Source organism: Streptomyces flavotricini (genome assembly GCF_020639365.1).
Lineage (GTDB): Bacteria > Actinomycetota > Actinomycetes > Streptomycetales > Streptomycetaceae > Streptomyces > Streptomyces flavotricini.
This window is the reverse complement of the sequence record NZ_JAINUL010000001.1, coordinates 7,409,001-7,434,910: the sequence shown is the minus strand read 5'-3', so window position 1 is coordinate 7,434,910 and position 25,910 is coordinate 7,409,001. Positions and strand designations below refer to the sequence as shown.

Genomic DNA, 25,910 nt, shown 5'->3' with positions numbered 1-25,910 from the left:
GAGTCAACCGCTCAGGAGTACGGCGATGTCCCCGGGTCCCGGCACCGGGCCGCCGGTCCGGGTGACGGGCAGCAGCGTGCCGTCCTCACGCACCAGGAACAGCAGGTGGTGTCCGGCCGGTAGGGGCCCGTGGAGGCGACGCGTGACGAGGCGGGCGCCCCGGTCGTAGCGGCGGGACAGCTCGGCTCCGGTCAGCGCGGTATCGAAGAGCACCTGGCCGCCGGTGTACGGGGCGACGACGCCCTGGGTGTCGGTCGCCGGGCCCAGGCGGTAGACCGGGCCCTCCACACTGCCCTGGAGGTTCATGGAGGCCAGGGCGTTGAAGTCGCTCTCGTCGGTGAGGAGCAGGACCCCGGTGAGGCCCTCCAGTTCGGCGCCCGAGCCGGTGGCCGCGGCGAACAGCTCCCCGGGCGCGAGTTCGAGCCCGGCGGCCCTGATCCGGTCCCGCTCGGCGTCGTGCCCCGCCCACATGACGACCTCCAGCCCGGCCGACCGCAGGGCCAGTCCCAGATCGACCACCCAGGGAGCACCGCCGACGAGCAGCGGCCGGGAGCGCGACGGGCGCACGACGCCCAGCCGTTTCGCGACCGGCACGGCGGTGAGCCCGTAGAGCGTGACGGTCACCACGATCACCACGAAGGTGGCGGGAAGGATCTTCGACGCGCCGACCACGCCCTCGGCGGCCAGCGTGGCCGAGAACGTCGAGGCGGTGGCCGCGGCCACGATGCCGCGCGGCGCCATCCATCCGAGGAATCCGCGCTCCCCGCGCGTCAGATCCGTACCGAGCGAGGCGACGGCAGCCACGAGCGGTCTGGTCACCAGGACGAGGACCGCGACGAGAGCCAGCGTCGGCAGCATCACGTGGCGCAGCGAATGCGGGCTGACGGTGGCCGAGATGGAGATGAACAGGAGGCCGATGACCAGGTGTACCAGGGTCTCGAAGAACGGATTGCGGGCGCCCGTCTCGGCTCCGGGCAGGTTGGCCACGGCCAAGCCCATCAGAACGGCGGCGATCAGGCCCGTGTCGTCCCGGACCACGTTGCAGGCCGCCGCCACGCCGATCACGGCGGCCAGCTGGACCGTGGTCCCCAGCACCGCCCCCGGACGCAGGCCGCGCAGCAGTTTCAGCAGCACGGCCCCCGCGACGCCGCCGGCCAGCCCCACCGCGGCACTGGTGGTGAACTCGACCACCTTGCCGACGAAGCCGTTGCTGTTCCCGGCCACCACGGCATGGAAGACGAGGGCCCCCAGGATGGCCCCCACCGGGTCGATGAGCGTGCCCTCCCAGATGAGGACGTGCTGCAGCCGTTCCGTGGGGCGTACGAAGTTGAGCAGCGGTCCCACGACGGTCGGGCCGGACACGATCAGGATGGCTCCGAGCATCACGGCCGCGCCGCCCGACATCCCCAGCAGAACGGCGGCGAGCAGCGCCGCCGACGCCGCGGTGAGCAGCCCGCCGAGCCAGATCAGCCGCACCACGACCCGGCGGGTGTGCGCCCTGAACCGCTTCAGGTCCAGGCCGAGCCCGGCGTCGTAGAGGATCACCGCGACGGCCAGCGACACGATCGGGGAGAAGGCGGATCCGAGCAGTTCCTCGGGGTTCACGTCATCGGTCAGCGCGCCGGCGGTGAAGCCGACCGGCAGCAGGACGATCAGCGCGGGAACGCGCAGCCGGCTCGCCAGCAGCTGGGAGCCCACGGCCAGGACGACGATCAGTCCGAGGCCCGTGAACACCTGGTCCTGCGACAGGGCGGCGGCCGCGTTCACGGCCCGGCCCGCCGTTTGCGGTGCGCACTGACACGCCGCCACATCGCCCGCTGGACCTTGAACGTGCCGGTTCCGACCAGGGTCAGGTGTTCGTCCGCGTCTTCGGCCTCCAGTCGCGGGCCTTCGAGCTCGGGATCAGGCCCGTGCCGAACCTGATCAGCACACCCGACTTCTTCTCGGCGGTGGTGGCCGTGCTCGCCGGGATCGTCGGCATCGTCTCGCTGACCGAAGTCCGCACCGGCGCGCTGCTCGGCGTGTTCATCTCGGTGACCACCACGAAAGCCCACGATCAGCGCCGCGAGGCCCTCCCGGACGGGTGGGCGCGAACGGTGGTCGATGCCCAGGCCGACGCTGGTGACGGCTGCGTACTCCGGGCCGACCACCATGGCCGCGACGACGCGCAGGACCTCGTCGGCGACTCCGGTGAGGACATCGCACACGATGGCGTCGCCGTCGGGGTTCCGTACGCTGTCGGGCCGCAGGGAGAGGTCGAGGACACACGGCTGGGCGCTCAACAGGGCCATGACACGTCCCGTGAGGTCCGGCGGGCTCACGGCCCGGACGTGCAGCATGTCCAAGCGAATCTCCGCGTGTGAGAGGCGGGCGTACGGATGCGTCGGGCCCGGACAGGCCGCTCGTCCATTAACGCGGGGGCCCGGGAGCTCGGCAAATCGGATGCGTCCGGATCACGGCTCGGCGCGCGCCGACGGCGGGTGTGCCGGATGGTGAGGACATGGGTACGCCCGACGGAATGAGCGGGGCCGACTTCGGGTCGCTCTATCGTGAACTGCGCAATACGGCACCCGGTGGTGTCGCACCGCTGGGAGCCCTGGTCACCCTCACCCCCGCCCGGACGCTGGCGGCCGCACGCGAAGTACGCTCCGGCCGCTCGGTCTCGCTCGCCGCGCCCGTGAACACCCGCGCGGGACCGGACAACGCCGAACCGGCGCAGCACCGGCTCACCGCGCCCGCCGGCGCCCCGGACCCGGACGGCCTGCAGTTCGCCCGGGACCGCATCGCCATGAACATCCACGGCGACGTCGACAGCCACATCGACGCCCTCTGCCACGTCATCTACGGGGGCACCCTGCACGGCGGCGTTCCCGCCGCGGACGTGCTCTCCCCGGACGGATCCGCGGCCCTCTCCATCGACCTGGCCCGCGACGGCATCGTGGGCCGGGGAGTGCTCCTGGACGTCCCGCGCCTGCACGGCATCCCCTGGCTCGAACCGGGGTCGCACGTGAGCGCCGAAGACCTCGCCGCCGCCGAGGCGCAGCAGGGGGTGCGGGTCGGCAGGGGCGACATCCTGCTCGTACGCGTCGGGCACCAGCGGCGGCGTGCGCAGCTCGGCGCCTGGGACTCGGCCGGCGCGCGGGCCGGGCTCCACCCGACCGCCCTGCGCTTCCTGGCCGAGCGCCAGGTGGCCGTGCTCGGCGGTGACGGCAACAACGACACGGCTCCCAGTGCCGTGCCGAGCGTCGCGTTCCCGGTACACGTGCTCGCCGTCCACGCGATGGGGCTGCACCTTCTCGACTACCTGCAGTTCGAGGAGCTGGCCCCGCTCTGCGAACGGGAGGGCCGCTGGTCGTTCCTCTGCGTGATCGCGCCGCTCAGGCTGTCCTCGGCGACCGGTTCCCCCGTCAATCCCCTCGCGATCCTGTGACCGGCCGGGCCTCCCGGCGCCGCGGCCCGCCCGATTCGCTGGGCATCCCCTCCGGAGCTACGTTGTAGGTGCGATACGGACCCCAACTCGCCCGACAGGAGCAGATCGTGCTCCGGGGAGGTGGCCTGCATGACCGAGGCGCGGGAGTACGACGTCATCATCATCGGCACGGGCGCCGGAGGGGGAACGCTCGCCCACCGACTGGCGCCCACCGGCAAGCGGATCCTGCTCCTCGAGCGCGGCGGCTACCTGCCGCGTGAACGGGCCAACTGGGACTCGACCGAGGTCTTCGTCAAAGGCAAGTACCGCGCACCGGAGTTCTGGTACGACAAGCACGGAGAGCGCTTCCCGCCCGAGGTGAACTACTACGTCGGCGGGAACACCAAGTTCTACGGCGCCGCGCTCTTCCGCATGCGCCCGGAGGACTTCGGCGAGATCCGCCACCATGACGGCGTCTCTCCCGCCTGGCCGCTGGACTACGGGGACCTGGAGCCGTACTACACGCGTGCCGAGCACCTCTACCTCGTCCACGGGCGGCACGGCGAGGACCCCACCGAGGGTCCGGCCAGCGCCCAGTACGCCCATCCGCCCGTGCAACACGAGCCGCGCATCCAGCAGTTGAGCGACGATCTGGAGAAGCAGGGCCTGCACCCCTTCCACCTTCCGATCGGGGTGAACCTCGTCCAGGACGACCAGGGGCGGGCGACGCACGGGAGTGCCTGCATCCGCTGCGACCGCGTCGACGGCTTCCCCTGCCTGGTCGGAGCCAAGTCGGACGCCCAGGTCATCTGCGTGGACCCGGCCCTGGAACACCCCAACGTCGAGCTGATCACCCACGCCGACGTGCGCCGCCTCGAGACGGACGCCACCGGGCGGAGCGTCACCTCGGTCGTGGCCGAACTGGAGGAGGGTACCGTCCGGTTCTCCGCCGGCATCGTGGTGGTGGCCTGTGGGGCCGTCAACTCCGCAGTGCTGTTGCTGCGTTCGGCCGACGACAGGCACCCCCGGGGGCTGGCCAACAGCTCCGACACGGTCGGCCGGCACTACATGCGGCACAACAACCTGGCCCTGATGGCGGTGTCCAAGGAACCCAACGACACCAAGTTCCAGAAGACGCTGGCCCTGCACGACTGGTACCTGGGCAGCGACGACTGGGACTACCCGCTCGGCGGCATCCAGATGCTCGGCAAGTCCGACGCCGAGCAGATCCACGGCGAGGCACCGCGCTGGGCCGGCGCCGTCACCCCGGACATGCCCTTCGAGGTGCTCGCCCATCACGCGGTCGACTTCTGGCTGTGCGGCGAGGACCTGCCGGACCCGGACAACCGCGTCACCCTCGACGCGGACGGCCAGATCCACCTCGCCCTCGACGAGAAGAACAACATCGCCGGGCTGAAGCGGCTGCGGCACAAACTGCAGGGCATGCTCGGCCGCCTGGGCATGCACGAGCACCATCTGCTGCCGCACAGCATCTACCTGCACAAGGGCATGCCCATCGGTGCCACGGCGCATCAGGCCGGCACCGTGCGCTTCGGCCGCGACCCGCGGGCTTCCGCCCTCGACGTGAACTGCAAGGCCCACGACCTCGACAACCTCTACGTGGTCGACACGAGCTTCTTCCCGAGCATCGGCGCGGTCAACCCCTCGCTGACGGCCATCGCCAACGCCCTGCGCGTCGGAGACCACCTCGCGGAGCGCCTGCAATGACCGGAAACCCGGGCGGACCACCGCTGAGGCGTCCCGAGGAGGAGAACCATGGACCGCTACCCGCCCATCGCCGACCACGGACTCGTGGGGGACCTGCAGACCACAGCCCTGGTGTCGTCCAGGGGAGTGATCGACTGGTTCGCAGCGCCACGGTTCGACTCCCCCAGCATCTTCGCCTCGCTGCTCGACCATGACGGGGGCGGACACTTCCTGCTCGCGCCGGAAAGCGACGAAGGGACGTGGAGACAGCTCTACTACCCGGACACCGCGATCGTGGTGACCCGGTTCATGTCCCCCGACGGGGTCGGCGAGACCGTCGACTACATGCCGGTCCTCCACGGCCGCACCGCAACCGACCGGCACACCCTGGCGCGCGTGATCCGCGCGGTGCGCGGCACCGTGCGCTTCTCCCTCGAATGCCGGCCCCGCTTCGACTACGCGCGGGCATCCCACCGACTCGACCTGGCAGACCGCACGGCGACCTTCCGGGCACCGGGGGCCACGGCGTTCCTACAGGCCACGTTCCCGCTCGAACGCGACGGTCAGGACGTCCGGGCCTCCATCACGCTCACCGCGGGTCAGGCGGAGGCAGCGGTGTTCACCACCGGCGGGGAGGGCAGCGCCGCGCCGCCGCCGCCGGAGCGCGAGAAGATCACCGAGGAGCTCTGGGAACAGGTCGACTACTGGCAGAAGTGGGTGCGCACGTCGCGCTACCACGGCCGCTGGGCGGAGATGGTGTACCGCTCGGCCATCACGCTCAAGCTGCTCACGTACGCCCCCTCCGGCGCGCCGATCGCCGCCGCCACCATGGGTCTTCCCGAGCAGGTCGGCGGCGAGCGCAACTGGGACTACCGCTACACCTGGGTGCGGGACGGCTCCCTGTCGGTACGGGCCCTGCTCGACCTCGGCTTCGTGGAGGAGGCGACCGCCTTCACCCACTGGCTGGGTGCCCGCCTGCGCGCCCACGAGGGTCGGGACGGCGAGCCCCTCCAGATCATGTACCGGGTCGACGGTGACCCCAACCTGACGGAGGAGGTCCTCGAACACTTCGAGGGGTACCGGGGCTCGTACCCCGTACGGGCCGGGAACGCGGCCATGGACCAGTTGCAGCTCGACATCTACGGCGAGGCCCTGTACGGCCTGTCCGAGGCCCGGGCGGTCGTCGCACAGGCCGACTACCAGGGATGGAAGGCGCTGTCGCGGGCCCTGGACTGGCTCGCCGACTCCTGGGACCGGCCCGACGAGGGCATCTGGGAGACCCGGGGAGGCCGCCAGGACTTCACGTACAGCCGCGTGATGTGCTGGGCCGCCTTCGACCGCGGGCTCAAGCTCGCCACCGAGTTCAGCCGCCCGGCCAACACCGCCCTGTGGACCAAGGCCCGCGACGAAGTCCTCGAACAGGTCATGGAGCGCGGCTGGAGCGACCAGGAGCACTCCCTGGTCCAGCACTACGGCAGCCACGTCCTCGACGCCTCGCTGCTGCTGGTCCCCCGGGTCGGATTCCTCGCGCCGAGGAGCCCGAGCTGGCTGTCCACCCTCGACGCCATGGACCGGGTCCTGGTGTCCGACAGCCTCGTCTACCGCTACGACCCGGCGGCGTCCCCCGACGGACTTCGCGGCTCGGAGGGCACGTTCAGCCTCTGTACGTTCCTCTACGTGGACGCCCTCGCCCGCGCCGGGCGGCTGCCGCAGGCCCGCTACACCTTCGAGAAGATGCACACGTACGCCAACCACGTCGGCCTGTTCGCCGAGGAGATCGGCCCCAGTGGCGAGCAACTCGGCAACTTTCCTCAGGCCTTCACCCACCTGTCGCTCATCATGGCCGCGACCACTCTGAACGAGGCGCTCGACGCCGTCCGGCGCTGAGCCGCGTCCCTCCCGCCGGACGTGGCGGCCTGGTTCCGGGCCACGGGCTGCTCTACCGTCGCCATCGGGCCCGCTGCCCGCGGGCTCACCGGCCGACCCGATCAGGAGACACCACCCATGCGGATGCTGATCAACAGCCCCGAGACCGTCGTCGCCGACGCGCTGCGCGGAATGGCGGCCGCACATCCCGACCTGGACGTCGATGTCGAGCGGCGGGTCGTCGTACGGCGCGACGCGCGGGCCGGGGGCCGGGTCGGGCTGGTGTCCGGCGGCGGGTCGGGGCACGAGCCGCTGCACGCCGGGTTCGTGGGGCACGGGATGCTGTCGGCCGCGTGCCCCGGGGAGGTGTTCACCTCGCCGGTGCCCGACCAGGTACTGCGGGCGGCGGCCGCCGTGGACTCGGGGCAGGGGGTGCTGTTCGTCGTCAAGAACTACACCGGGGACGTGCTGAACTTCGAGATGGCCGCCGAACTCGCCGAAGAGGACGGCCTGCCGGTGGAGAGCGTGCTGGTCAACGACGACGTGGCCGTCACCGACAGCCTGTACACGGCGGGGCGGCGCGGCACCGGGGCCACGCTGTTCGTCGAGAAGATCGCCGGTGCGGCCGCCGAGGAGGGCGCCCCGCTGGACCGGGTCGCGGAGCTCGCCCGGCGGGTCAACGCGGCCTCGCGGAGCTTCGGGGTGGCGCTCAGCGCCTGCACGACACCGGCGAAGGGCAGCCCGACGTTCGACCTGCCCGACGGGGAGCTGGAGTTGGGGGTCGGCATCCACGGCGAGCCGGGCCGCGAGCGGCGGGCGATGATGCCGGCCCGGGAGATCGCGGAGGTGGCCGTGGGTGCCGTACTGGCGGAGCTCGGGGAGGTGGCGCCGGCCGACGGGCCGGTGCTGGCGCTGGTCAACGGGATGGGGGCGACGCCGCTGCTGGAGCTGTACGGGTTCCACGCGGAGGTGGCGCGGGTGCTGGCCGAGCGCGGGGTGCCGGTGGCGCGCACGCTCGTCGGGAACTACGTCACGTCCCTGGACATGGCGGGGTGTTCGGTGACGCTGTGCCGCGCGGACGAGGAGCTGCTGCGGCTGTGGGACGCGCCGGTCCGTACGGCGGCGCTGCGGTGGGGCTGCTGAGAAGGTGGCGGACACGGTGAGGAGACTTCGATTGCGTGACGCGGAATTCTTCCGGCGCTGGATGACCGCCGCCGCGGCCGTGGTGGAACGCGAGGCGGACCGGCTGACCGAGCTCGACTCCCCCATCGGGGACGCCGACCACGGGAGCAATCTGCTGCGCGGCTTCACGGCGGTACGGGCGGCCCTGGGGGCGGAGCCCCCCGGGACCCCGGGAGCGGTGCTGGTGCTGGCGGGGCGGACGCTGATCTCGACGGTCGGCGGGGCGTCGGGCCCCCTGTACGGGACGCTGCTGAGGCGGACGGGCAAGGAGCTCGGGGAGGCCGCCGAGGTCTCGGACGAGGAGCTGCGCAAGGCCCTGTACGCGGGGGTGGGCGCCGTGGCGCAGCTCGGCGGGGCCGCGCCGGGCGACAAGACGATGCTGGACGCGCTGGTGGCGGGGGTGGCGGCGCTCAGCACCTCGTACCGGGCGTCGGCGGACGCGGCGGAGAACGGGGCGCGGGCGACGGTGCCGATGCTGGCCCGCAAGGGACGGGCGAGCTACCTCGGCGAGCGGAGCATCGGCCACCAGGACCCGGGGGCGACCTCGGCGGCCCTGCTGCTGGGTGCCCTCGCGGACGTGGCGGACACGGCGGACGCCGCATGAGCGGGCCGGTGGTCGGCATCGTCCTGGTGTCGCACAGCGCGGTGGTCGCGGAATCCGTGGCGGCCCTGGCGCGGGGCCTGGCGGCGGGCGGCCCGGTCGTCCCGGTGGCCGCGGCGGGCGGCACCGCGGACGGCGGTCTGGGCACGGACGCCGACCGCATCGCGGCGGCTGCGGGCGAGGTGGACGGGGGCGCGGGGGTGGCGCTCCTGGCGGACCTGGGCAGCTCGGTGCTGACGGTCAAGGCCCTGCTGCTGGAGGACGAACTCCCACCGGGCTCCAGGCTGCTGGACGCCCCGTTCCTGGAGGGAGCGGTGGCCGCGGTGGTCGCGGCCTCGGCGGGCGCCCCCTTGGAGGCGGTGGCGGCGGCGGCCGAGGAGGCCTACACGTACCGCAAGGTCTGACCCGCGGGCCGGTCCGCGGGCCGGTCCGCGGGCCGGTCCGACGGCCGCCGCCCCGGCTCCGCCGGACACCCCCCAGGGGTGTCTCGTCAGCGGCTGCGGCCGCCGCCCCGGAGGGATTCGATTTCGCGGCGGTCCCGCTTCGTGGGGCGGCCCGTGCCGCGGTCGCGGACGCCGACCACCTCGGCCTCGATGCGCGTCGGCGCCGGCGGGCTGTTGTCGACGAAGCATTCCGCGGCCACCGGGGCGCCCACCCGCTTGGTCACCGGCCGCTTCGCCACCACGATGCGCTCGCGCCCCGCGTGGAACAGCCGTACCTCGTCCCCCGCGCGCACCACCTGGGCCGGCTTCGCCCGCTCCCCGTTGACCTTCACGTGACCCGCCCGGCAGGCGGTCGCCGCGACCGAGCGGGTCTTCGTCAGACGCACCGACCAGATCCAGGCGTCCACCCGAGCGGATCCCGCGGTGCCCGCCGTTCCCGCGCCCGCTCCCGTTGCTTCATCAGCCATGCCGAAACCTTAGCCAGCCGACCGGGCCCGAGCGGAATACATTTTGGCGGAATTGCCAAAGGGCATGGCATCTGCCATGTGTATCAGCCCAAGAGAATTGCAAATGCGGGACATGTGCCCCTACCTTGTCGCTCATGCAGTCCTACACCATCGGACAGGCGGCGCGTCTGCTGGGCGTCAGCCCTGACACCGCCCGCCGCTGGGCCGACGCCGGCCGTGTCGCGACCCACCGCGACGACGCCGGCCGACGACTGATCGACGGCCGCGACCTGGCCGCCTTCTCCGTGGCGGTGGGACAGGGTGCCCACGCCGAGGACGAAGAGCCGTACACCTCGGCCCGCAACGCGTTCCCCGGCATCGTCACCGCCGTCAAGCTCGGGGACGTGGCCGCCCAGGTCGAGATCCAGGCAGGTCCCCACCGCCTGGTCTCCCTGCTCACCCGTGAGGCCGTCGAGGAGCTCGGCCTGGAGGTCGGCATGCAGGCCACCGCCCGCGTGAAATCCACCAGCGTGCACATCGACCGCACCTGACCTCCGGCACCAGCTGCACGACCTCACCCGCTCCGCCCGTCACCGGCGCGGGTCACCACCGCGCGGAACCGGCACCCGGCCGGCCGCCGACCCGACCGAGGAGCACCAGCTCATGTCCCCGATCCCGACCCGCGGCAGCACCTTCGCCGCCGCGCTGACCGCCGCCCTGCTCGTGCCCGCGCTGGCCGCCTGCGGCAGCGGCGACACGAAGAACGCCAAGGACACGGGCGCCGCGGCCTCGCCCTCGGCGAGCGCCTCCGCCGAGCCCAAGGCCGCGAACCTCACCGTCCTCGCCGCGTCCTCGCTCACCGACGTCTTCAAGACCGCCGGTGCCGCGTACGAGAAGGCGCACCCCGGCACGAAGGTCGCCTTCTCCTTCGCCGGCTCCCAGGAGCTCGCCGCCCAGGTGAAGCAGGGCGCCCCGGCCGACGCGCTGGTCACCGCCGACACCAAGACCATGGACGGTCTGAAGACCGAGACCAACGACCCGGCGATCATCGCCAAGAACCGTCTGGTCATCGCGGCCGGCAAGGGCAACCCGTTCAAGGTCGACGAGCTGAAGGACCTGGCCGACAGCAAGATCAAGGTCGTGCTCGCCGCGCCCGAGGTCCCGGTCGGCCGCTACAGCAAGCAGATCCTCGACGCCCAGAAGATAGAGGTGAAGCCGGTCTCCCAGGAGGCCAACGTGCGCGCCGTGCTGAGCAAGGTCGAGCTCGGCGAGGCCGATGCCGGCCTCGTCTACAAGACCGACACCATCAAGTCCGGTGACAAGGTCGCCGTCGTGGACATCCCGGACGCCGAGAACGCCGTGGCCTCCTACCCGGCGGCCACCCTCAAATCGTCCAAGAACGCCGGGGCCGCCGCCGCGTTCGTGGCCTGGCTGAGCACCCCCGAGGCCCAGAAGATCCTCCAGGACGCGGGCTTCCAGAAGGCGTAACCGGCGCAGCCGCGAGGATCGAGAGGGACTGCCTGGTCCGGGAGGACGGGCGGTCCCCTCCGGCGTGTCCCCGCCGGAGCCGCGTACCCGTCGTACTCCTCACACTCCCCGCGTTCCCCGTCCCGCCGTACGCTGCAGCCAGGAATACACATGAGCAGACACCGCACCCGCACCCGGCCCCCCGTGACCCTGGCGCTCCCCGCGCTGCTCGCCGTCGCGTTCCTGCTGCTGCCCCTCGTCGGCATCCTCAGCCGCACCGAGTGGAGCGGGCTGGGCACCCACCTGAGCAGCCCGGGCGTGGTCGAGGCGCTGCGCCTCTCCCTCGTCGTCTCCCTGTGGGCGCTCGGCCTCTCCCTGCTCCTGGGCGTGCCGCTGGCCTGGCTGCTGGCCCGGGTCCCGTTCAAGGGGAAGGTATTCGTCCGCTCGCTGGTGCTGCTCCCCATGGTGCTGCCGCCGACCGTCGGCGGTGTGGCGCTGCTGCTGGGCTTCGGCCGGCGCGGACTGCTCGGGCCATGGCTGGAGGGCGCGTTCGGGATCACGCTGCCCTTCCACACGTCGGGGGCCGTCGTGGCGGCCACCTTCGTCGCCATGCCCTTCCTCGTCATCAGCCTGGAGGGGGCACTGGGCGGCCTCAAGCAGAGCTACGAGGAGACCGCCGCCTCCCTCGGCGCCCCGCCGGTCCGGGTGTTCTTCACCGTGACCCTGCCGATGGTGGCGCCCGGCCTGATCGCGGGCGCCGCCCTCACCTGGGCCCGCGCGCTCGGCGAGTTCGGCGCGACCATCACCTTCGCGGGCAACCTGCCCGGCACCACGCAGACCCTGCCGCTCCAGGTGTACCTGCTGCTCCAGGACGAGCCGGAAGCCGCCACCTCCGTCTCGCTGCTGCTGCTCGTGATCGCCATGGCCGTACTGATCGCCCTGCGCGGCCGCTGGACCGGGACCCCGGTCGCCGCCGAGCCCGCCAAGCCCGCCGAGTCCGCGGGGGTGCCGGACGAGGCGGTGGCCGCGGCCCCCGGGACCGGGCGGATGCCGGACGCGCCGGTGGCGGCGGACGTCTCCACCGATCCGGCCGACGGCGGCCACTGGCCGCTGCACGCCACCGTCACCGGCTTCAACGAGCTCACCCTGGAAGCCGATCCCGGCACCACCATCGCCGTCGTCGGCGAGAACGGCGCCGGCAAGACCACCCTGCTGCGCGCCCTCCTCGGCCTCACCCCGCGCGCCCACGCCGAGCTCCGCCTCGGCGACACCGACGTCACCGCGCTGCCCCCGCACGAGCGCCAGGTGGCCTGGGTCCCGCAGGACGGCGCGCTGTTCCCGCACCTGAGCGCGCTGGCCAACACCGCCTACGGGCTGCGCGCCCGCCGGGTGCCGCGCGCCGAGGCCCGCCGCGAGGCGCAGCTGTGGCTCGACCGGCTCGGTGTCGGCCACCTCGCCGCCCGCAAGCCCGCCCAGCTGTCCGGAGGCCAGGCCCAGCGCGTCGCCCTGGCCCGCGCGCTGGCCGCCCGGCCCCGCCTGCTGCTCCTCGACGAACCGCTCGCCGCCCTCGACCAGACCACGCGGGCCCGCGTCCGGCACACCCTGCGCACGCACCTGGCCGGCTTCGGCGGAGTCTGCCTGATCGTCACGCACGACCCGGTCGAGGCGGTTTCACTCGCCGACCGGGTCCTCGTCCTCGCCGAGGGGCGCACCCTCCAGGACGCCCCGCCCGCCGAGGTCACCCGCCATCCCCGCTCCCCCTGGGTCGCCCGGATGCTCGGCCGCAACGCCTGGTCCGGCACCGCGTCGGCCGACGGCCTCGTCCTGGCGGCGGGGGGCCGGCTGGTGGTGGCGGAGGCGCTGCCCGAGGGGGCACAGGCGCTGGCGATCATCGGCCCGGAGGCGGTGTCGGTGCACCGCGACCGCCCGGCGGGCAGCCCGCGCAACGTCTGGGAGGGCTCCGTACGGGAGATCACCGCGGTCGGCAGCCGGCTGCGCGTGCTGATCGGCTCGGCCGAGGCCCCCGACCTGGTGGCGGAGATCACCCCGGAGGCGGCGTCCGAACTCGGCCTGGTCGAGGGCTCGAAGGTGTGGACCAGCGTGAAGGCGACCGAGGTGACGCTCGTGGAGCTCTAGAGCGCGTGCCGGGCGTCGCGGGGCGGGCGGGACTTCGCGGACACCCCCTACTAGGGGGTGTGGCGGACGGCGAGCCAGTCGCCTCTGGCGAAGGCGTCGGCTCCGACCAGGGTGCGGCCCGTTCGGGGGGCGGTGATCGACAGGACGCCCTCGGAGCGGTCGGCCGCGAATCGCGGGGCGCCGAGGGTCAGGACCGCGGCCCGTTTGCCGGTGGTGCGGCGGAACTCGGCGAGCAGACGCCCCGTCAGGGCCGTTTCCTTGCGGTCCACGGTGGCGGGTGCGTACGCCCGTACGACGGCCAGCGCGCCCGTACCCGGCTCACGGGCGGCGGCCGCCAGAGCCTCGCGCAGGGCGCGCATCCGGGACAGGCCGCCTCCCCGCACGGTGGGCTCGGTGGTGTCCAGCGGCAGGAACCGCACGCCGCGGTGGACGAACTGCGGCCGGTCGGTGCCGGTCAGCGCGAAGTCGGCACCGGGGGCCCCGGCCCCGAGGGCGAACCTCCAGGGCCGCGCCCGGACCCGGGCCTCGGTGGCGACGACCGGATCCCGGACCGCGGGCACGGCGGCGGGTCCGGTCGGCGGGGTCCGGGCGCCGAGGGTGTCGAGGGCGAGCCTCCCGGGGCGGGTCCCCGCGACCGCCGAGAGCCGGGTCACGGTGAGCGGCGGCTGCGCGGTGACCGGGAGCGGCAGGGTGACCTCCCGCCAGCCGGACCAGTCCGCGGCGGGCCCGAGCACCTTGACGGCGGCCCCGTCTGCGTCGGCCAGTTCCACCGCGGACCGGGCCCCGGAGCCGTCGCCGTCGACCCAGAGCGTGAGCGCCCGGGCCAGCTCCGGCACGGGCAGGGGCCGGGGTGCGGCGGCGCTCCCCTGCGCTCCGGCCGCGGGCAACTCCAGAGCGAGCCCGGCGCCCGTATGCCCCTCGGCCACGGAGACCCCGGCTCCGGCCCAGTCCCCGGCGTCGGCCAGATCGGTGACGGGCAGCGTCACCAGCCCGACGCCGAGGGCGATGTCGGCGGATGCGCGGGCGTCCGCGGCCGCCCGGCCGGCGCCGGGCATGGCAGCCCTGCCGGGCTTCCCCGGGGCGGCGGGCGCACCGTAGGCACCGGAAGAACCGGCAGTACCCGCCGTACCCGCCGCACCCGCCGGCCGGACCGTGGCCCGCAGCCGGCCCGTGGCCTTCCGGACGAGGGCGGTGACGGTGAAGCCCCCTCGGCCGTCGTCGGTGACGCTCCACTGCGAGCGGTCGAACTCCAGCGCCACGTCCCGGGGTTCCACGACGGCGGCCGCGCCCTGCGCGTCGTACCCGATCAGCCGGAACCCCGCGCTCTCTCCCCACTCCGCGAGCCCGATCCGGGCCTGACTGGGCAGGATCCGGGTCAGCGGGCCGAGCACCGTGAGCGGGAGCGCGCCGTGCGCCGTCGCGCGCCGGGCGTGCGCCGTCGCACGACCGGGGCGCACGGCATGGAACACCCCGGCGGAGTCGACGCTGCCGCCTCCCTCGGCGGACCACGTGGGTGCGCCCGGGGCCGGGCCCAGCAGCGCGTCGTACCCGGTGGCCGAGAGGGTCCGGGTGAGCCCGGGGAAGACCCGAGTGAAGTCCTCGGCGGTGCCGCCGACGGCTTCGACCCGGTATCCGGCGGTCCGCCCGGAGCCCGCCGCGGCCGTGAGGACCAGCCCGTTCGGCACGGGCCGGAGCCGTCCGTCCGAAGGGGAGTTCTCCAGGAGCAGCGCGCTCGCCCCGCTCCGCCCGGCGAGCAGGGTCGTGGAGCCCCCGCCGTCGAGGTTCAGGGCCTCGTACGCGCCGAGCCGGTGCATCAACGCGCCCAGCGCGGTCAACGTGAGCCCGCCGCTGTCCGGCTGGCGGCCGTCGACGGCCAGGATCCGCAGCCGCCGTCCGTCCCGCGAGAAGCCGACGGCCGTGCGCGGGGCGGCGGTGTTGTTCGGCTCGCCCTCGTGGTCCTGCGGGACGCCCGCCACCACGAGGGCCTCCCGCCCGCCGACGGCCGTCACCGGGACGGGACCGGCGTCCGGGACGGCCCGGGCGGAGACGGCCACGGCGTCCCCGGGTCGCAGGGCGGCCAGTTCGGCGGCGGAGGCACCTCCGGCCGGAGCGGCGAGCAGGGTGGTGCCGGGTACGGGGCGCTCCCGGCGGACCGGGCCGCGTGCGGGCGGGGCTGCGGCCGTGACCCGGCCGCCGCGGACCTCCACGGCGGTACCCAGCGCGGGCAGCTGCGTCCCCGGCCAGTCGGCGGTGTACGCGGTCAGGCCCTGCGCGGCCGGCCGGGCCGCGTTGTAGCCGGTCAGCGGACGCACCTCCCCGCCGGGCAGGGTGACGCCGCCGCCCAGGCCGAGGCGCAGCACGCGGCCGCTGCCATCGGCGCCGAAGCCGACGGCCGGCGCCGCGCCGGGCCCCGGGCCCGCGGAGTGCAGCAGCCGGCCGCCGCCCAGGCCGGGGCCGAGCGGTGCGCCCGTACCCCGGATGTCGAAGAAGTCGCCGTTGACGGCGGCGACCACGCGCCGCCCGGGCCCCGCGGGATGGCGGGCGGCGGACTCGGCGACGGTGGCCGGGCCGTGGCCTCCCAGGTACTCGGCGCGCGCCCCGCCGCTCCCGCCGAGGTCGACGAGGAGTTCGTCGATCCGCAGCCAGCGGTCGGCCTCCAGCCGGTCGTACGACTCCAGCCGGATCCCGGGGGCGATCTGCCGGCCGGTACGGGCGGTCTCGATCCCCTCGGAACCCGCGCCGGCGGCCCGCGCGGGGGCGGCGGCGGGGGTGACGAGGAGGACGGCGAGCAGGACGGGCATCAGCGGACGCGGGCTCAGCACCCAGGCAGGATCGGCCACTCGGACCGCCCCCGGCGGGCACTGCCGTCCGTGCCGCGCGGTTTCAGCCGTTCGCCCGGCATCCGGCCCCGGATAAGGATTTGGCGGCCGGATGCCCGGCTGGCAAGGTTCGAGCGTGCCCGCCGCAGGTCGGCGGGCATCCGCATCTCTGAAACATGTTCCCGTGGGGGGTACGCACCGCATGTCCTCGAACGAGCCGCAGGGCCCGCCGACTCCACCTCCGGCTCAGGCCGCGGCCCCGGCCGAAGCCCCGACCGCATCGCAGCCCCCGGCCGAGACTGTCGTCGCGGCCGCGGCACCCGCGCCGGGGCAGCGGCCGACACCGCCGCAGCCGTACCCGGCACCGGCGTACCCGGCCCAGCCCTACCCCGGCCCGCAGCCCTACCCGGCCCAGCCCTACCCTGCCCAGCCGTCCGCGGGACAGCCGTACGCGGGACAGCCCCAGCCCGGCCACCCCGCCGGCCCGTACCCCGGCATGCCGTACGCCGCCCCGTGGCCCCCCGCCGACGTACTGCGCTCCCCGCGCGGTCTGGCGGTCGCGGTCACCGCGCTGCTGGGGGTCGCCGCCGCGGTCAACCTGTTCTCGGCGGCCATCAGCGGTTACGCCTTCTCTCTCATGAAGAGCCTGACGGCCGACCCTGCGGGCGTCGGTGACGACGCACTCGACCGGTCCGACACCCTGACCGCAATCGCCGGCTCCCTCCAGCTCTTGATCCTGCTGGCGACGGCGGTCGTCTTCATCATCTGGTTCCACCGCGTCCGTGTGAACGGCGAGATCATGCGCCCCGACGCTTTCTCCCAGACACGCGGCTGGGCCATCGGCGGCTGGTTCATCCCGCTGGGCAACCTGTTCCTGCCGTACCGGACCGCCAAGGAGATCTGGACGGCCAGCACCCAGTTCGCACCGGACGGCTCGTTCCGCGAGGTCTCCGCGGCGCCCGTCAACGCCTGGTGGGCCGTGTGGGTCCTCTCGGCCCTGTCCGACCGGGTGTTCAGCACCATGTACGGGCGGGCCCAGACTCCCGGGGCCCTGCGCGACGCGTCCGCCGTGGGGATGGTCACCGACCTGATCACGGTCGTCGCGGCCGTCCTCGCCATCGTCTTCGTCCGCAAGCTGACGGCCATGCAGACCACGAAGGCCGAACAGGGCCCGTACGCGGCGGTCTGACCCGCCGCCCGGCGGCGCCCGCACGGCTCACGGCGCCGCCGCACGCTCCGGGGCGATGAACTCGCACCACACGCTCTTCCCGCCGCCCCGGGGCTCCACGCCCCATTCCGCCGCCAGCCGGTCCACCAGCAGCAGGCCGCGCCCCGACACCGCCCAGTCGCCCGCCTCGCGCCGCCGCGGCAGCGCGCTGCTGGTGTCCTCGACCTCGATCCGGATCCGGCCCTCCGGGGTCAGCCGTACGTTGACGTGGCCGCCGCCGTCGGTGTGGACGAGGGCGTTGGTCATCAGCTCGTCCGCCGCCAGCTCGATCTCGTCGGCCCGCTCCTCGGCTCCCCACGCGGCCACCGCGGCGCGGATCAGGTGGCGGGCCATCGCCGGGCCGTCGGGGTCTCCGGGATGGAGCGGCAGGCGCAGCGGGCCGCCGCCGCGCGCGGCGGGGGTGCCGCGGCGGCGCAGCAGGAGCAGGGCCATGTCGTCGCCGACTCCCGCGTCACCGACGAGGTCGCACAGGACGTCGGCGAGCTCCTCCACATCCGCCGGCCCGTCGCGGACCGCCTCCATGAGCTCCTGCATCCCCGCCTCGGGCGCGCCGTCCGGCCGTTCGAGCAGGCCGTCCGTGCACAGCACCAAGGTGTCGCCGGGGTGCAGTTCGAGGCTGGTCACCGGATAGCCGGAGCCGGTGCCCGACCCGTCGCGGGTCGGCAGCCCGAGCGGGAGTCCGCCCGCCACCGGGACGCGGTGGCAGCTGCCGTCGCCGCGCCGCACGACCGGGTCGAGGTGGCCGGCGCGGACCAGCTGGAGCATGCCGGTGTTCAGGTCGACCTCGGCGTACGTACAGGTGGCGAACCGGTCCGTGTCCAGCTCCCGCAGGAAGTTCGAGGCCCGTGCCATGGCCGCGCCGGGCGTGTGCCCCTCGGCCGCGTACGCCCGCAGCACGATCCGCAGCTGGCCCATCACCGCCGCGGCGTCCGTGTCGTGCCCCTCCACGTCGCCGATCATCACCCCGACGCGGCCCTCGCCCAGCGGGACCACGTCGTACCAGTCCCCGCCGATGTCCCGCCCCATCCGGGCGGCCCGGTACCGTACGGCGATCCGCGCGCCCGGCACCTCCGGGATCCGGCGCGGCAGCATCGCCCGCTGCAGCCCCTCCGCGAGGTCGTGTTCCTGCTCGAAGAGGATGGCCCGCTGGAGGCTCTGCGCGATGCCGCTGCCGAGTGCGACGAGCAGGTTCCGCTCCTCGGTGGTGAAGTCCCCGTCCCGCGCGTACAGCAGCCCGAGCGCGCCGACGGCCCGGCCCTGCGCGATCAGCGGCAGGTAGACGCCGCTGCGCACGGACAGCGGCTCGATGTACGGCCACAGCTCCGGGTAGCTCCCCTGGAACTCCTCGCGCGAGGCGATGAAGACGGGCTGGAGGTTGCGCACGGCCTCGCTCATCGGCAGCCGCGCTTCGATGCGGGTGTATTCGATCTCCGGGACGTACGAGCCGAGCTGCCCCTCCGCGACGAGGTGGATCCGGCCGCCGTCGACGATGCCGAGCATCACGCTGACCGCGCCGAGGTGGCCGAGGGCCTCGGGGTCCTTGAGGACGTCGGTCACGTCGTTGACGGTGCGGGCGTGGGCCAGGATCGCACTGGTCCGCTCGACGACGCCGGTCATCCGGCGGCGTCCCTCGGCCTGCTCGCCGCCGGCGCCGGGCTCGCCGGGATCGTGGGCGGCGTCACGCAGGATCCCGATGATCCGGTACGGCCGGCCGTTCACCTCGCGGAGGATGTGGCCCTGGATGTGGGTCCAGACGGGGGTTCCGTCGCGGAGGCGGGTTCGCACGTACGCCCCGTAGTGGCTGCGGCCGTCCTTGAGCGCCTGGGCCACCCGGGCGTCGAGCCGGACCTCCTCACCCGGCGACACCCGCGCCCGCAGCCCCTCGGGGGTGCCGGTGAACTCCTCAGGGCTCAGGTCGAGCACCTCAAGGGCGGTGGGGTCGAGATGCATCTGCCCACTGTCGAGGTCCCAGTCGAAGGTGCCCATGCGGTTGAGCGCGAGGCTCATGTCCGGCTGTGCGGGCCAGTCGAACTCGGGGCTCGCTCCCCTTTCGGCCATGCAGCCAGGGTCTCACCGTTCCCGTAGGCGTGCCCGCACAAGCCGCCCGCCCGTCAGCGGGGCCCCTGCGCGGACGGTGTGCCGGAGTCCGCCGGTTTCCCCGGCGGGGGTTCGGACGCCGGCTTCGACGCCGGCCCGGAGGCGGGCTTCGACGCGGGCCCGGACACCGGCTTCGACGCGGGCTCGGACGCGGGTTGGGACGCGGGCGCGGACGGCGGCGCGGAGGGCGGCGGGGGCGAGGACCCGGGCGCCGACTCGGCCGGGGAGCGCGAGGGGGGCGGCGGGCTCGGGGGCTGCGCCGAGGTCGCCGGGGCGGGGTGCGAAGGCGTGACCGGCGACGGCGGGAGCACCGGCGGCGGCACGGGCTTGTCCTGCTCGCCCCGGTGGTCGCCCCTGCCCCGCTCGAACCAGCCCCCGTCGTGGTGGTCGTAGATCACGAACTTGTGGACGACCGTCTCCGACGGCGCGATGACCACCACCTTCGACGGCTGGTACGAGCTCCACGGCTGCCCGTGCCGCTTCGTGTCGGCCGGCAGCGCCACCGGGGCGCCGAGCGGGTTGCCGCACGCGCACCGCACCCGCGGCACCCCCCGGTCGTCGATCAGCACCGCCGTCCCGGCCTGGAGCACCGCCTGGTAGGCGGTGGCCTTCCCGTCGCGGTAGCCGTGGTTGGTGACGCGGGTGTCCGTGCGCAGCTGCACCGGGGTCAGCGCGCGCAGGTATCCGGGCACGGACTCCGGCCGGATGCCGAGCGCCGAGGCGAAGGCCTCGTTCTTGGCGGGCTGGGCGGACAGGGCCCGGACCTGCTTCTCGACGTCGCAGCTGGCCACGGACCGGGTGCCGCCGTACAGTCCCGGCGCCGAACCGCTGATGCTGGGCGTGGCGGTGGTGCCGGTCCCGGGCGTGGTGCTCCGCGCCGACGGCGCCGGGCTCTGCGGCGGCGGCAGGGCCTCCCGCGTGACGGTGGACTCGGTGAAGGGGGCGGGTCCGGTGGCGGCGGCGGGCTGGAGGAACACCTCGCCCCGGGCGGAGGGGGAACCGCCCGGCCGGGTCAGCACCACGGCCAGGACCACGGCGGCGGCCACCGCCACGAGCGCGGTGGCCAGCTTGGGTACGGACCGCCACCAGGGCCCTTTGGCGGGTGGCCCCGGCGGCCCCGGCGGCGTGGCCCCGGACGGTGGAGCGGGCGGCGGCGTCTGCGGCGGGCCCTGCCGGCCGCCCGAGAGGGGGCCGGACGGAGGACCTGTGGGGCGGCCGGCGGGCGGCTGCGAGGACTGCGTGGGCCGCTGCGGCTCCTGGCCGGGGCCGGAAGGTTGCGTGGTCACGGGCTCTTCTTCCCAGGCGGCGGAGTTCCGGTCCCTGCGGACCATTGTGTGCGTCGTCCCGGTGGTGGCCGCAAGCCGGGCGTGCCTACGGTTGCAGCGTGAGCGTGAGCAGTCCGTCGTCACCGCCCCCGTCGGCACCGCCTCCGTCGGCACCGGGTGCGACATCCTGGATCTCCGCGCGGGCCTGGCGGGACGCCCTGGTCGCCGTCGTGGCGGCCTTCGCGCTGATGACCGCCGTCGCCGCGGCCGGTCTGGCCTGCGCGGGGGCGACCGGTCTGCCGGGCGGCGCGTTCCCCCGGGTGGTCGCGGCCGTCGTCGTGATGGCGGCCGGCGGATCGGTCGAGGTGACGGGTGGGGCGGGTTTCCTGGCCGAGGCCGACGCGAGCCTGTCCGTACTCCCCCTCTCGGTGAGCCTCGCCGGCGCCCTGGCGGCCGGGTCCCTCTTCCTGCGCCCCCTGCACAACCGGGCGGTGGCCCGGTCGGGGGAACTCCTGACCCGGGCCGGCCCGTTGGTCCTGCTGTGGCTGCTCGCCCTCACCGGCGCCGCGCTCCTCGCCCGCCAGACCTTCGGGATCTCCACCGGCGACTCCCCGGTGGCCGACCTCGCCGAGGTCCTCGACGCCTCCCCGAAGGTCGGCTTCCGGGCCGCCCTGCCCGCGACCCTCGGCTTCGGGCTGCTGTGGATCCTGGGCCTGCTGCTGATCGCCCTCCTCGTCTCGCGCCGGGCCCCGCTCCCGGCCCGGCTGGTCCGCTTCCACGCGGCGGTGCGCCCCGCCGCCTTCGCCACCGTGTCCCTGCTCCTCGCGTACGTGGTCCTCGGCGTGGTCGTCGGTCTGGTGGTGGCGGCCACGCGGGGGCACGCGGACCGGACCTTCGCCGTGATCCTGCTCGGCCTGCCGAACCTGGTCTGGCTGGGGCTCACCCTGGGCTTCGGCGGAGCCTGGGAGGGCAAGGTGGAGGGGCCGTTCGGGCTGCCGGTGCCGCGGCTGCTGGACGAGGTGCTGCGCGGGACCGACCCGTCCCGGGTCGACGTGGCCTCGCTCGCCGAGCGGGACTCCCGGGCCTGGTGGCTGGTGGCCGTCGCCGCCGTGCTGCTGCTCGCCACGGGCTTCCTGGCCGCCGTACGCTCCCCGGCCGGCGTCCGCGCCTGGCAGCACGCGCTCCATCTGGGCGTGGCCCTCGCGCTCGCCACCTTGATGGTGTGCCTGCTGGCCGGTGTGCAGGCCCGGTTCGGGCTGTCGTTGCTGGGCATCGGCGATGTCGGCGGGCTCGGCGGCGCCGTGGAGTTGCGCCCTCTGCTGTGGCGCAACGTGGGCCTGGCCCTGCTGTGGGGTGCCCTCGCGGGCTTCCTCGGCGCGCTGCTGGCCCGCCCGGTCCACCGCCGCGGTCTCGTCGAGGAGCCGCCCGAGGCCACCGAAGGGTGACCGTACGGCCGTTGGAGCGTCCTCGTGCGGCCGTCGCACGAGCGTGCGGCCGTCGGCCGGCCGTCACCCCGCGTCGTAGCCCCCGAGCACCGGCAGCGCCCAGCGCGGCGGCGGGGGCGGTGCGCCGGGCTGCGGATCCGACTCCGCTCCGGCCCTGCGCAGCGCCCCCGTGAACTCCAGGCAGCTGCTCCACCGGTCGTCCGGCGATTTGGCCAGGGCCTTCGCCAGCACCTCGTCGACCGCAGCCGGCAGACCGGGCCGCCGTGAGCTCACCGCGGGCGGCGGATCGAACTGGTGGGCCCACAGCAGCGCCATGTCGTCGTCCCGCCGGAACGGCGGGCTCCCGGTCAGCGTCTCGTACACGACGCAGCCCAGGCTGTAGACGTCGCAGCGGGCGTCGACGGGCTTTCCGGAGATCTGCTCGGGCGCCACGTAGTCCAGGGTGCCGACGAACTGCCCGACGCTCGTGAACCCGGTCAGGGACAGCGACTTCTTCGTCAGCCCGAAGTCCGTCAGGTACACGTGCTCGGGGTGCTCGCTGTCCGTCCCCTCCGCGACCAGGATGTTCCCGGGTTTCACGTCCCGGTGCACCAGGTCGTGGGCGTGCGCCGCGTCCAGCGCCGAGGCCACCTGGGCGGCGATGCGGGCCGCCGTCTCCACCGGCAGCGGCCCGGTGCGGTCCAGCAGAGCCCGCAGGTCCTGTCCGGGGACGTACCGCATCGCGATGTACAGCAGCCCGTCCGTCTCGCCCGCCTCGAAGACCGGCACGATGTGCGGGTGGTCGATGGCCGCGGCGACCTTCGACTCGTGGGCGAAGCGCTGCCGGAAGACGTCGTTGCGTGCGAGTTCGGGGGCCAGCAGCTTCAGCGCGACCGGCCGGTCCAGCCGCAGGTCGCGGGCGAGGTAGACGACGGCCATGCCGCCGCGGCCGATCTCGCTCTCCACCAGGTATCCGGCGATCCGCTTCCCGCGGAGGTCGGAGGGGCGCCCGCCCAGGGGCTCGGCGGCCATCACCGCCCTCCGCCCTCGGGCGGGGTCACGATCCGCGTGGGCTCGTGCCCGGCGTCCCGCCCGGCCGCGGCGGCCCCCGCCGGGTCCGCCCGTACCTCGTCATCGGACCCGCGGTCCTCCGGCGCCGACGCCTCCGAGGCCTCCGACGACTGCGACGGCTGCGACTGCTCCGGCCCGCCCGGGGTCCCGGGCGCCTCGCCGACCGCGTACGTCACGAGACCGGTGCCGCCCCCGTACATCCAGCGCCCGCCGGCCTCCTCGTACAGCCAGACGGACTCCCCGTCGACCACGACGCCCGCCCGCAGTCCCCGGGTCGCCCGGCGGAACGCCTCGGGGTCGGTCCGCCCCGAAGCGAGGTCGGCTGCGGCCTGCCGGTAGCGCTCCAGTGCCTCGGCCGCGTGCGCGAGCAGCGGCAGCGGGTCCTCGGCGCGCGCCGGCGGTCGGCCACCGGTCGGCGGGGGCGGCTCGGGTACGGGGACCAGGAGCCGCCCGTCCACCCAGGCGGACCAGCCGTTGGCGCACAGGATCTCCCCCCACTCCCCGCGCCGGGACAGCAGCTGTACGGGCAGGAAGGGGTCCAGTGTCGCGGTGGGCCGGGAGAGGTCGGGCCCCTCCCAGGCGGGCAGCCCCTCCCGGGGGACCACGTGGGTGGGGTGGAAGTCGGCGGGACCGGCCGTACTGGTCATGGGCTACTTCCGCATGATCGCGGGCTCGTGGCGGCGCAGCAGCCGCAGGACCAGCACCCCGAAGAGGACGGACAGGGCGACGAGCATCCCCATGTCCAGCAGCCACACCCCGGCGCTGTGCGCGAAGAGCGGGTCGTCCGTGAGCTTTCCGGGCACGATCGCGCCGAGGTCGATGGTGGCGGCCATGGCGCCGAGCGCCCAGCGGGAGGGCACCAGCCAGGCCAGCTGTCCGATCACCGGTACGCCGTCGAGCTGGAGCAGGGCCCCGCAGAAGACCACCTGCACGATGGCGAGGAGGACCAGCAGCGGCATGGTGACCTCCTCCTTGCGGACCAGGGCGGAGACCAGCAGGCCGAGCATCATCGCGGTGAAGGACAGCAGGGCGACGGCGAGGGTGATCTCGATCAGCGGCGGCATGAGGACGCCCTCGCCTCCGGGGGCGTTGGTGTCCACTCCGTACAGGCCGACCAGCGTCAGCACCACGGCCTGGGCGACGGTGACGGCGCCGAGCACCAGCACCTTCGACATCAGGTAGGCGGATCTGGACAGGCCGACGGCCCGTTCCCGCTGGTAGATGACGCGTTCCTTGACCAGCTCGCGTACGGCGTTGGCGGCGCCGGTCAGCACGCCGCCGACGCACAGGATCAGCAGGGCGTTGATCGCGGTCTCGGCCGTGAGGGTGCTGCCGGCGAGGGCCCGGGTCATGGCGCCCATGACGAAAGGCAGCGCGATCATGATGGCGAGGAAGGTGCGGTCGGCGCTGAGGGCGGCGGCGTAGCGGCGCATCAGGGTGGAGAGCTGGGAGCCCCAGCTCTGGGCCTTGGGCGGCGGGGCGACGAACGCGGCCGCCGCGGCCCGGTCCGCGTCCTGCCGGGGCTGCCGCGCGGCGTTCCGTACGTACGTGCGGTACTGCGGGGAGTTGCGGTACTCCCCCGCCCAGTCCCGGTCCCGTTCGTTCTCGAAGGCTTCGAACGCCTCGGGCCACTGCTCGAAGCCGAAGAAGCCGAGGGTCTCCTCGGGCGGCCCGAAGTACGCGATGCGCCCGCCCGGTGCGAGGACCAGCAGCCGGTCGCAGACGTCGAGGCTGAGCACGCTGTGGGTGACCACGATGACGGTGCGGCCGTCGTCGGCGAGGCTGCGCAGCATGTGCATGACGGAGCGGTCCATGCCGGGGTCGAGGCCGGAGGTGGGCTCGTCCAGGAAGAGCAGGGAGGGCTTGGTCAGCAGTTCGAGGGCGACGGAGACGCGTTTGCGCTGGCCGCCGGAGAGGCTGTGGATGGGCTGGTCGGCGCGCTGCCCGAGGCCGAGTTCGCCGATCACCTCGTCGACGCGGGCCTGGCGTTCGGGGCGCGCGGTGTCCTGCGGGAAGCGCAGTTCGGCGGCGTAGGCGAGGGCGCGGCGGACGGTGAGCTGGGCGTGCAGGATGTCGTCCTGGGGGACGAGCCCGATGCGGCTGCGCAGCTCGGCGTAGTCGCGGTAGAGGTCGCGGCCGTCGTAGAGGACGGTGCCGTGGTCGGCGGGGCGCAGTCCGGTGAGGGCGCCGAGGAGGGTGGACTTGCCGGCGCCGCTGGGGCCGACGACGGCGAGCAGGCATTTGGCGCCGACGGGGAAGGAGACGTGGTCGAGCAGGGTCTTGCGGCCGTGGTCGACGGCGACGGCGAGGTCCTGGACGTCGAGGGAGACCTCGCCGGTGTCGACGTACTCCTGGAGCTGGTCGCCGACGAGGCACAGGGCGGTGTGGCCGATGCCGATGATGTCCCCCTCGGTGACGGGGGCGCGGTCGGTGCGGGTGCCGTTGAGGAAGGTGCCGTTGTGGCTGCCGAGGTCGGCGATCTCGTACGTGCCGTCGGCGAGGGCGCGCAGTTCGGCGTGGCGGCGGGAGACGATGAGGTCGTCGATGACGAGGTCGTTGGCGGGGGCGCGGCCGATGCGCACGGCGGTACGGGCGGGCAGCGGGCGCACGGTGGTGGGCCGGCGGAAGGTGCCGGTGAGGGCCGGGTGCGACACCGAGGACGGCCGGGCGCCGACGGGTCCGCCGACGGGGGCGATCGAGGAGGCCGGGGCTGCGGGGGCGGCCGGGACGGCCGGGGCGGGGCCGAGCA

General features: G+C 74.4%; 19 protein-coding genes and 1 pseudogene. 12 read left to right on the top strand and 8 right to left on the bottom strand.

Annotation, left to right across the window (positions count from 1 at the left end; genetic code table 11):
- Window positions 1-3: 3 nt before the first annotated feature.
- Window positions 4-1,749, bottom strand: coding sequence for a cation:proton antiporter (locus tag K7B10_RS34040; protein ID WP_229345618.1), 1,746 nt, complete (start codon window positions 1,747-1,749; stop codon window positions 4-6).
- Window positions 1,750-1,853: 104 nt separating this feature from the next.
- Between K7B10_RS34040 and K7B10_RS34035 the strand changes: the two are divergent.
- The 7 genes and pseudogenes from K7B10_RS34035 to K7B10_RS34000 form a co-directional block, all read left to right on the top strand.
- A pseudogene (locus tag K7B10_RS34035) lies at window positions 1,854-2,051 on the top strand (DUF389 domain-containing protein); the annotation flags it as partial.
- Window positions 2,052-2,500: 449 nt separating this feature from the next.
- Window positions 2,501-3,430 carry a cyclase family protein gene (locus K7B10_RS34025; RefSeq protein WP_229342698.1) on the top strand — a complete coding sequence of 310 codons (930 nt, stop codon included), beginning with the start codon at window positions 2,501-2,503 and terminating at the stop codon, window positions 3,428-3,430.
- Between the two features lie 129 nt (window positions 3,431-3,559).
- Window positions 3,560-5,137, top strand: coding sequence for a GMC oxidoreductase (locus tag K7B10_RS34020; RefSeq protein ID WP_229342697.1), 1,578 nt, complete (start codon window positions 3,560-3,562; stop codon window positions 5,135-5,137).
- A gap of 48 nt (window positions 5,138-5,185) precedes the next feature.
- Window positions 5,186-7,003: a glycoside hydrolase family 15 protein gene (locus K7B10_RS34015; protein ID WP_229342696.1), complete on the top strand. Its 1,818-nt coding sequence runs from the start codon at window positions 5,186-5,188 to the stop codon at window positions 7,001-7,003.
- 117 nt (window positions 7,004-7,120) lie between these two features.
- A complete protein-coding gene (dhaK, locus tag K7B10_RS34010) occupies window positions 7,121-8,125 on the top strand; it encodes a dihydroxyacetone kinase subunit DhaK (protein ID WP_229342695.1) in 1,005 nt (334 codons plus the stop codon).
- Window positions 8,126-8,156: 31 nt separating this feature from the next.
- Window positions 8,157-8,768 (top strand): dihydroxyacetone kinase subunit DhaL, encoded by a 612-nt coding sequence (gene dhaL / locus K7B10_RS34005; RefSeq protein WP_229342694.1) that lies wholly within the window; start codon window positions 8,157-8,159, stop codon window positions 8,766-8,768.
- Window positions 8,765-9,169 carry a PTS sugar transporter subunit IIA domain-containing protein gene (locus tag K7B10_RS34000; protein ID WP_229342693.1) on the top strand — a complete coding sequence of 135 codons (405 nt, stop codon included), beginning with the start codon at window positions 8,765-8,767 and terminating at the stop codon, window positions 9,167-9,169. The genes dhaL and K7B10_RS34000 overlap by 4 nt, the downstream gene beginning before the upstream one ends.
- 86 nt (window positions 9,170-9,255) lie before the next feature.
- On the opposite strand, the gene K7B10_RS33995 is transcribed toward K7B10_RS34000, so the two are convergent.
- The gene (locus K7B10_RS33995; RefSeq protein WP_229342692.1) at window positions 9,256-9,675 is read right to left on the bottom strand and encodes an RNA-binding S4 domain-containing protein; all 420 of its coding nucleotides are present in this window, start codon (window positions 9,673-9,675) and stop codon (window positions 9,256-9,258) included.
- Between the two features lie 134 nt (window positions 9,676-9,809).
- Between K7B10_RS33995 and K7B10_RS33990 the strand changes: the two genes are divergently transcribed.
- From K7B10_RS33990 to K7B10_RS33980, 3 genes are all read left to right on the top strand, one after another.
- Window positions 9,810-10,205 carry a TOBE domain-containing protein gene (locus tag K7B10_RS33990; protein WP_053692665.1) on the top strand — a complete coding sequence of 132 codons (396 nt, stop codon included), beginning with the start codon at window positions 9,810-9,812 and terminating at the stop codon, window positions 10,203-10,205.
- Window positions 10,206-10,317: 112 nt separating this feature from the next.
- On the top strand, window positions 10,318-11,142 hold the full coding sequence (gene modA, locus K7B10_RS33985) for a molybdate ABC transporter substrate-binding protein (RefSeq protein WP_229342691.1): 825 nt from the start codon (window positions 10,318-10,320) through the stop codon (window positions 11,140-11,142).
- A 150-nt stretch (window positions 11,143-11,292) separates the two neighbouring features.
- Window positions 11,293-13,257, top strand: coding sequence for an ABC transporter permease (locus tag K7B10_RS33980; RefSeq protein ID WP_229342690.1), 1,965 nt, complete (start codon window positions 11,293-11,295; stop codon window positions 13,255-13,257).
- A gap of 50 nt (window positions 13,258-13,307) precedes the next feature.
- On the opposite strand, the gene K7B10_RS33975 is transcribed toward K7B10_RS33980, so the two are convergent.
- A complete protein-coding gene (locus K7B10_RS33975; protein WP_308284659.1) occupies window positions 13,308-16,079 on the bottom strand; it encodes a phosphodiester glycosidase family protein in 2,772 nt (923 codons plus the stop codon).
- Window positions 16,080-16,278: 199 nt separating this feature from the next.
- Between K7B10_RS33975 and K7B10_RS33970 the strand changes: the two genes are divergently transcribed.
- Entirely contained in the window at window positions 16,279-17,265 is a 987-nt protein-coding gene (locus tag K7B10_RS33970) for a DUF4328 domain-containing protein (protein WP_229342689.1), read from the top strand.
- A 27-nt stretch (window positions 17,266-17,292) separates the two neighbouring features.
- Here K7B10_RS33970 and K7B10_RS33965 read toward each other — a convergent pair whose 3' ends face one another.
- Both K7B10_RS33965 and K7B10_RS33960 read right to left on the bottom strand, forming a co-directional pair.
- On the bottom strand, window positions 17,293-19,362 hold the full coding sequence (locus K7B10_RS33965) for a SpoIIE family protein phosphatase (RefSeq protein ID WP_229342688.1): 2,070 nt from the start codon (window positions 19,360-19,362) through the stop codon (window positions 17,293-17,295).
- 53 nt (window positions 19,363-19,415) lie between these two features.
- On the bottom strand, window positions 19,416-20,687 hold the full coding sequence (locus tag K7B10_RS33960; protein WP_229342687.1) for a DUF6777 domain-containing protein: 1,272 nt from the start codon (window positions 20,685-20,687) through the stop codon (window positions 19,416-19,418).
- Between the two features lie 98 nt (window positions 20,688-20,785).
- Here K7B10_RS33960 and K7B10_RS33955 point away from each other — a divergent pair, with 98 nt between their 5' ends.
- Complete coding sequence (locus tag K7B10_RS33955; RefSeq protein WP_372481502.1) at window positions 20,786-22,111, top strand: streptophobe family protein; 1,326 nt, start codon at window positions 20,786-20,788, stop codon at window positions 22,109-22,111.
- A gap of 63 nt (window positions 22,112-22,174) precedes the next feature.
- On the opposite strand, the gene K7B10_RS33950 is transcribed toward K7B10_RS33955, so the two are convergent.
- The 3 genes from K7B10_RS33950 to K7B10_RS33940 all read right to left on the bottom strand — a co-directional run.
- Window positions 22,175-23,122, bottom strand: a complete 948-nt coding sequence (locus K7B10_RS33950) for a serine/threonine-protein kinase (protein WP_229342686.1) — start codon at window positions 23,120-23,122, stop codon at window positions 22,175-22,177.
- On the bottom strand, window positions 23,122-23,808 hold the full coding sequence (locus K7B10_RS33945; protein WP_229342685.1) for a hypothetical protein: 687 nt from the start codon (window positions 23,806-23,808) through the stop codon (window positions 23,122-23,124). Before K7B10_RS33945 ends, K7B10_RS33950 begins: the two co-directional genes overlap by 1 nt.
- Before the next feature lie 3 nt (window positions 23,809-23,811).
- The coding region (locus K7B10_RS33940; RefSeq protein ID WP_229342684.1) for an ABC transporter ATP-binding protein/permease at window positions 23,812-25,910 on the bottom strand (2,099 nt) is incomplete at its 5' end.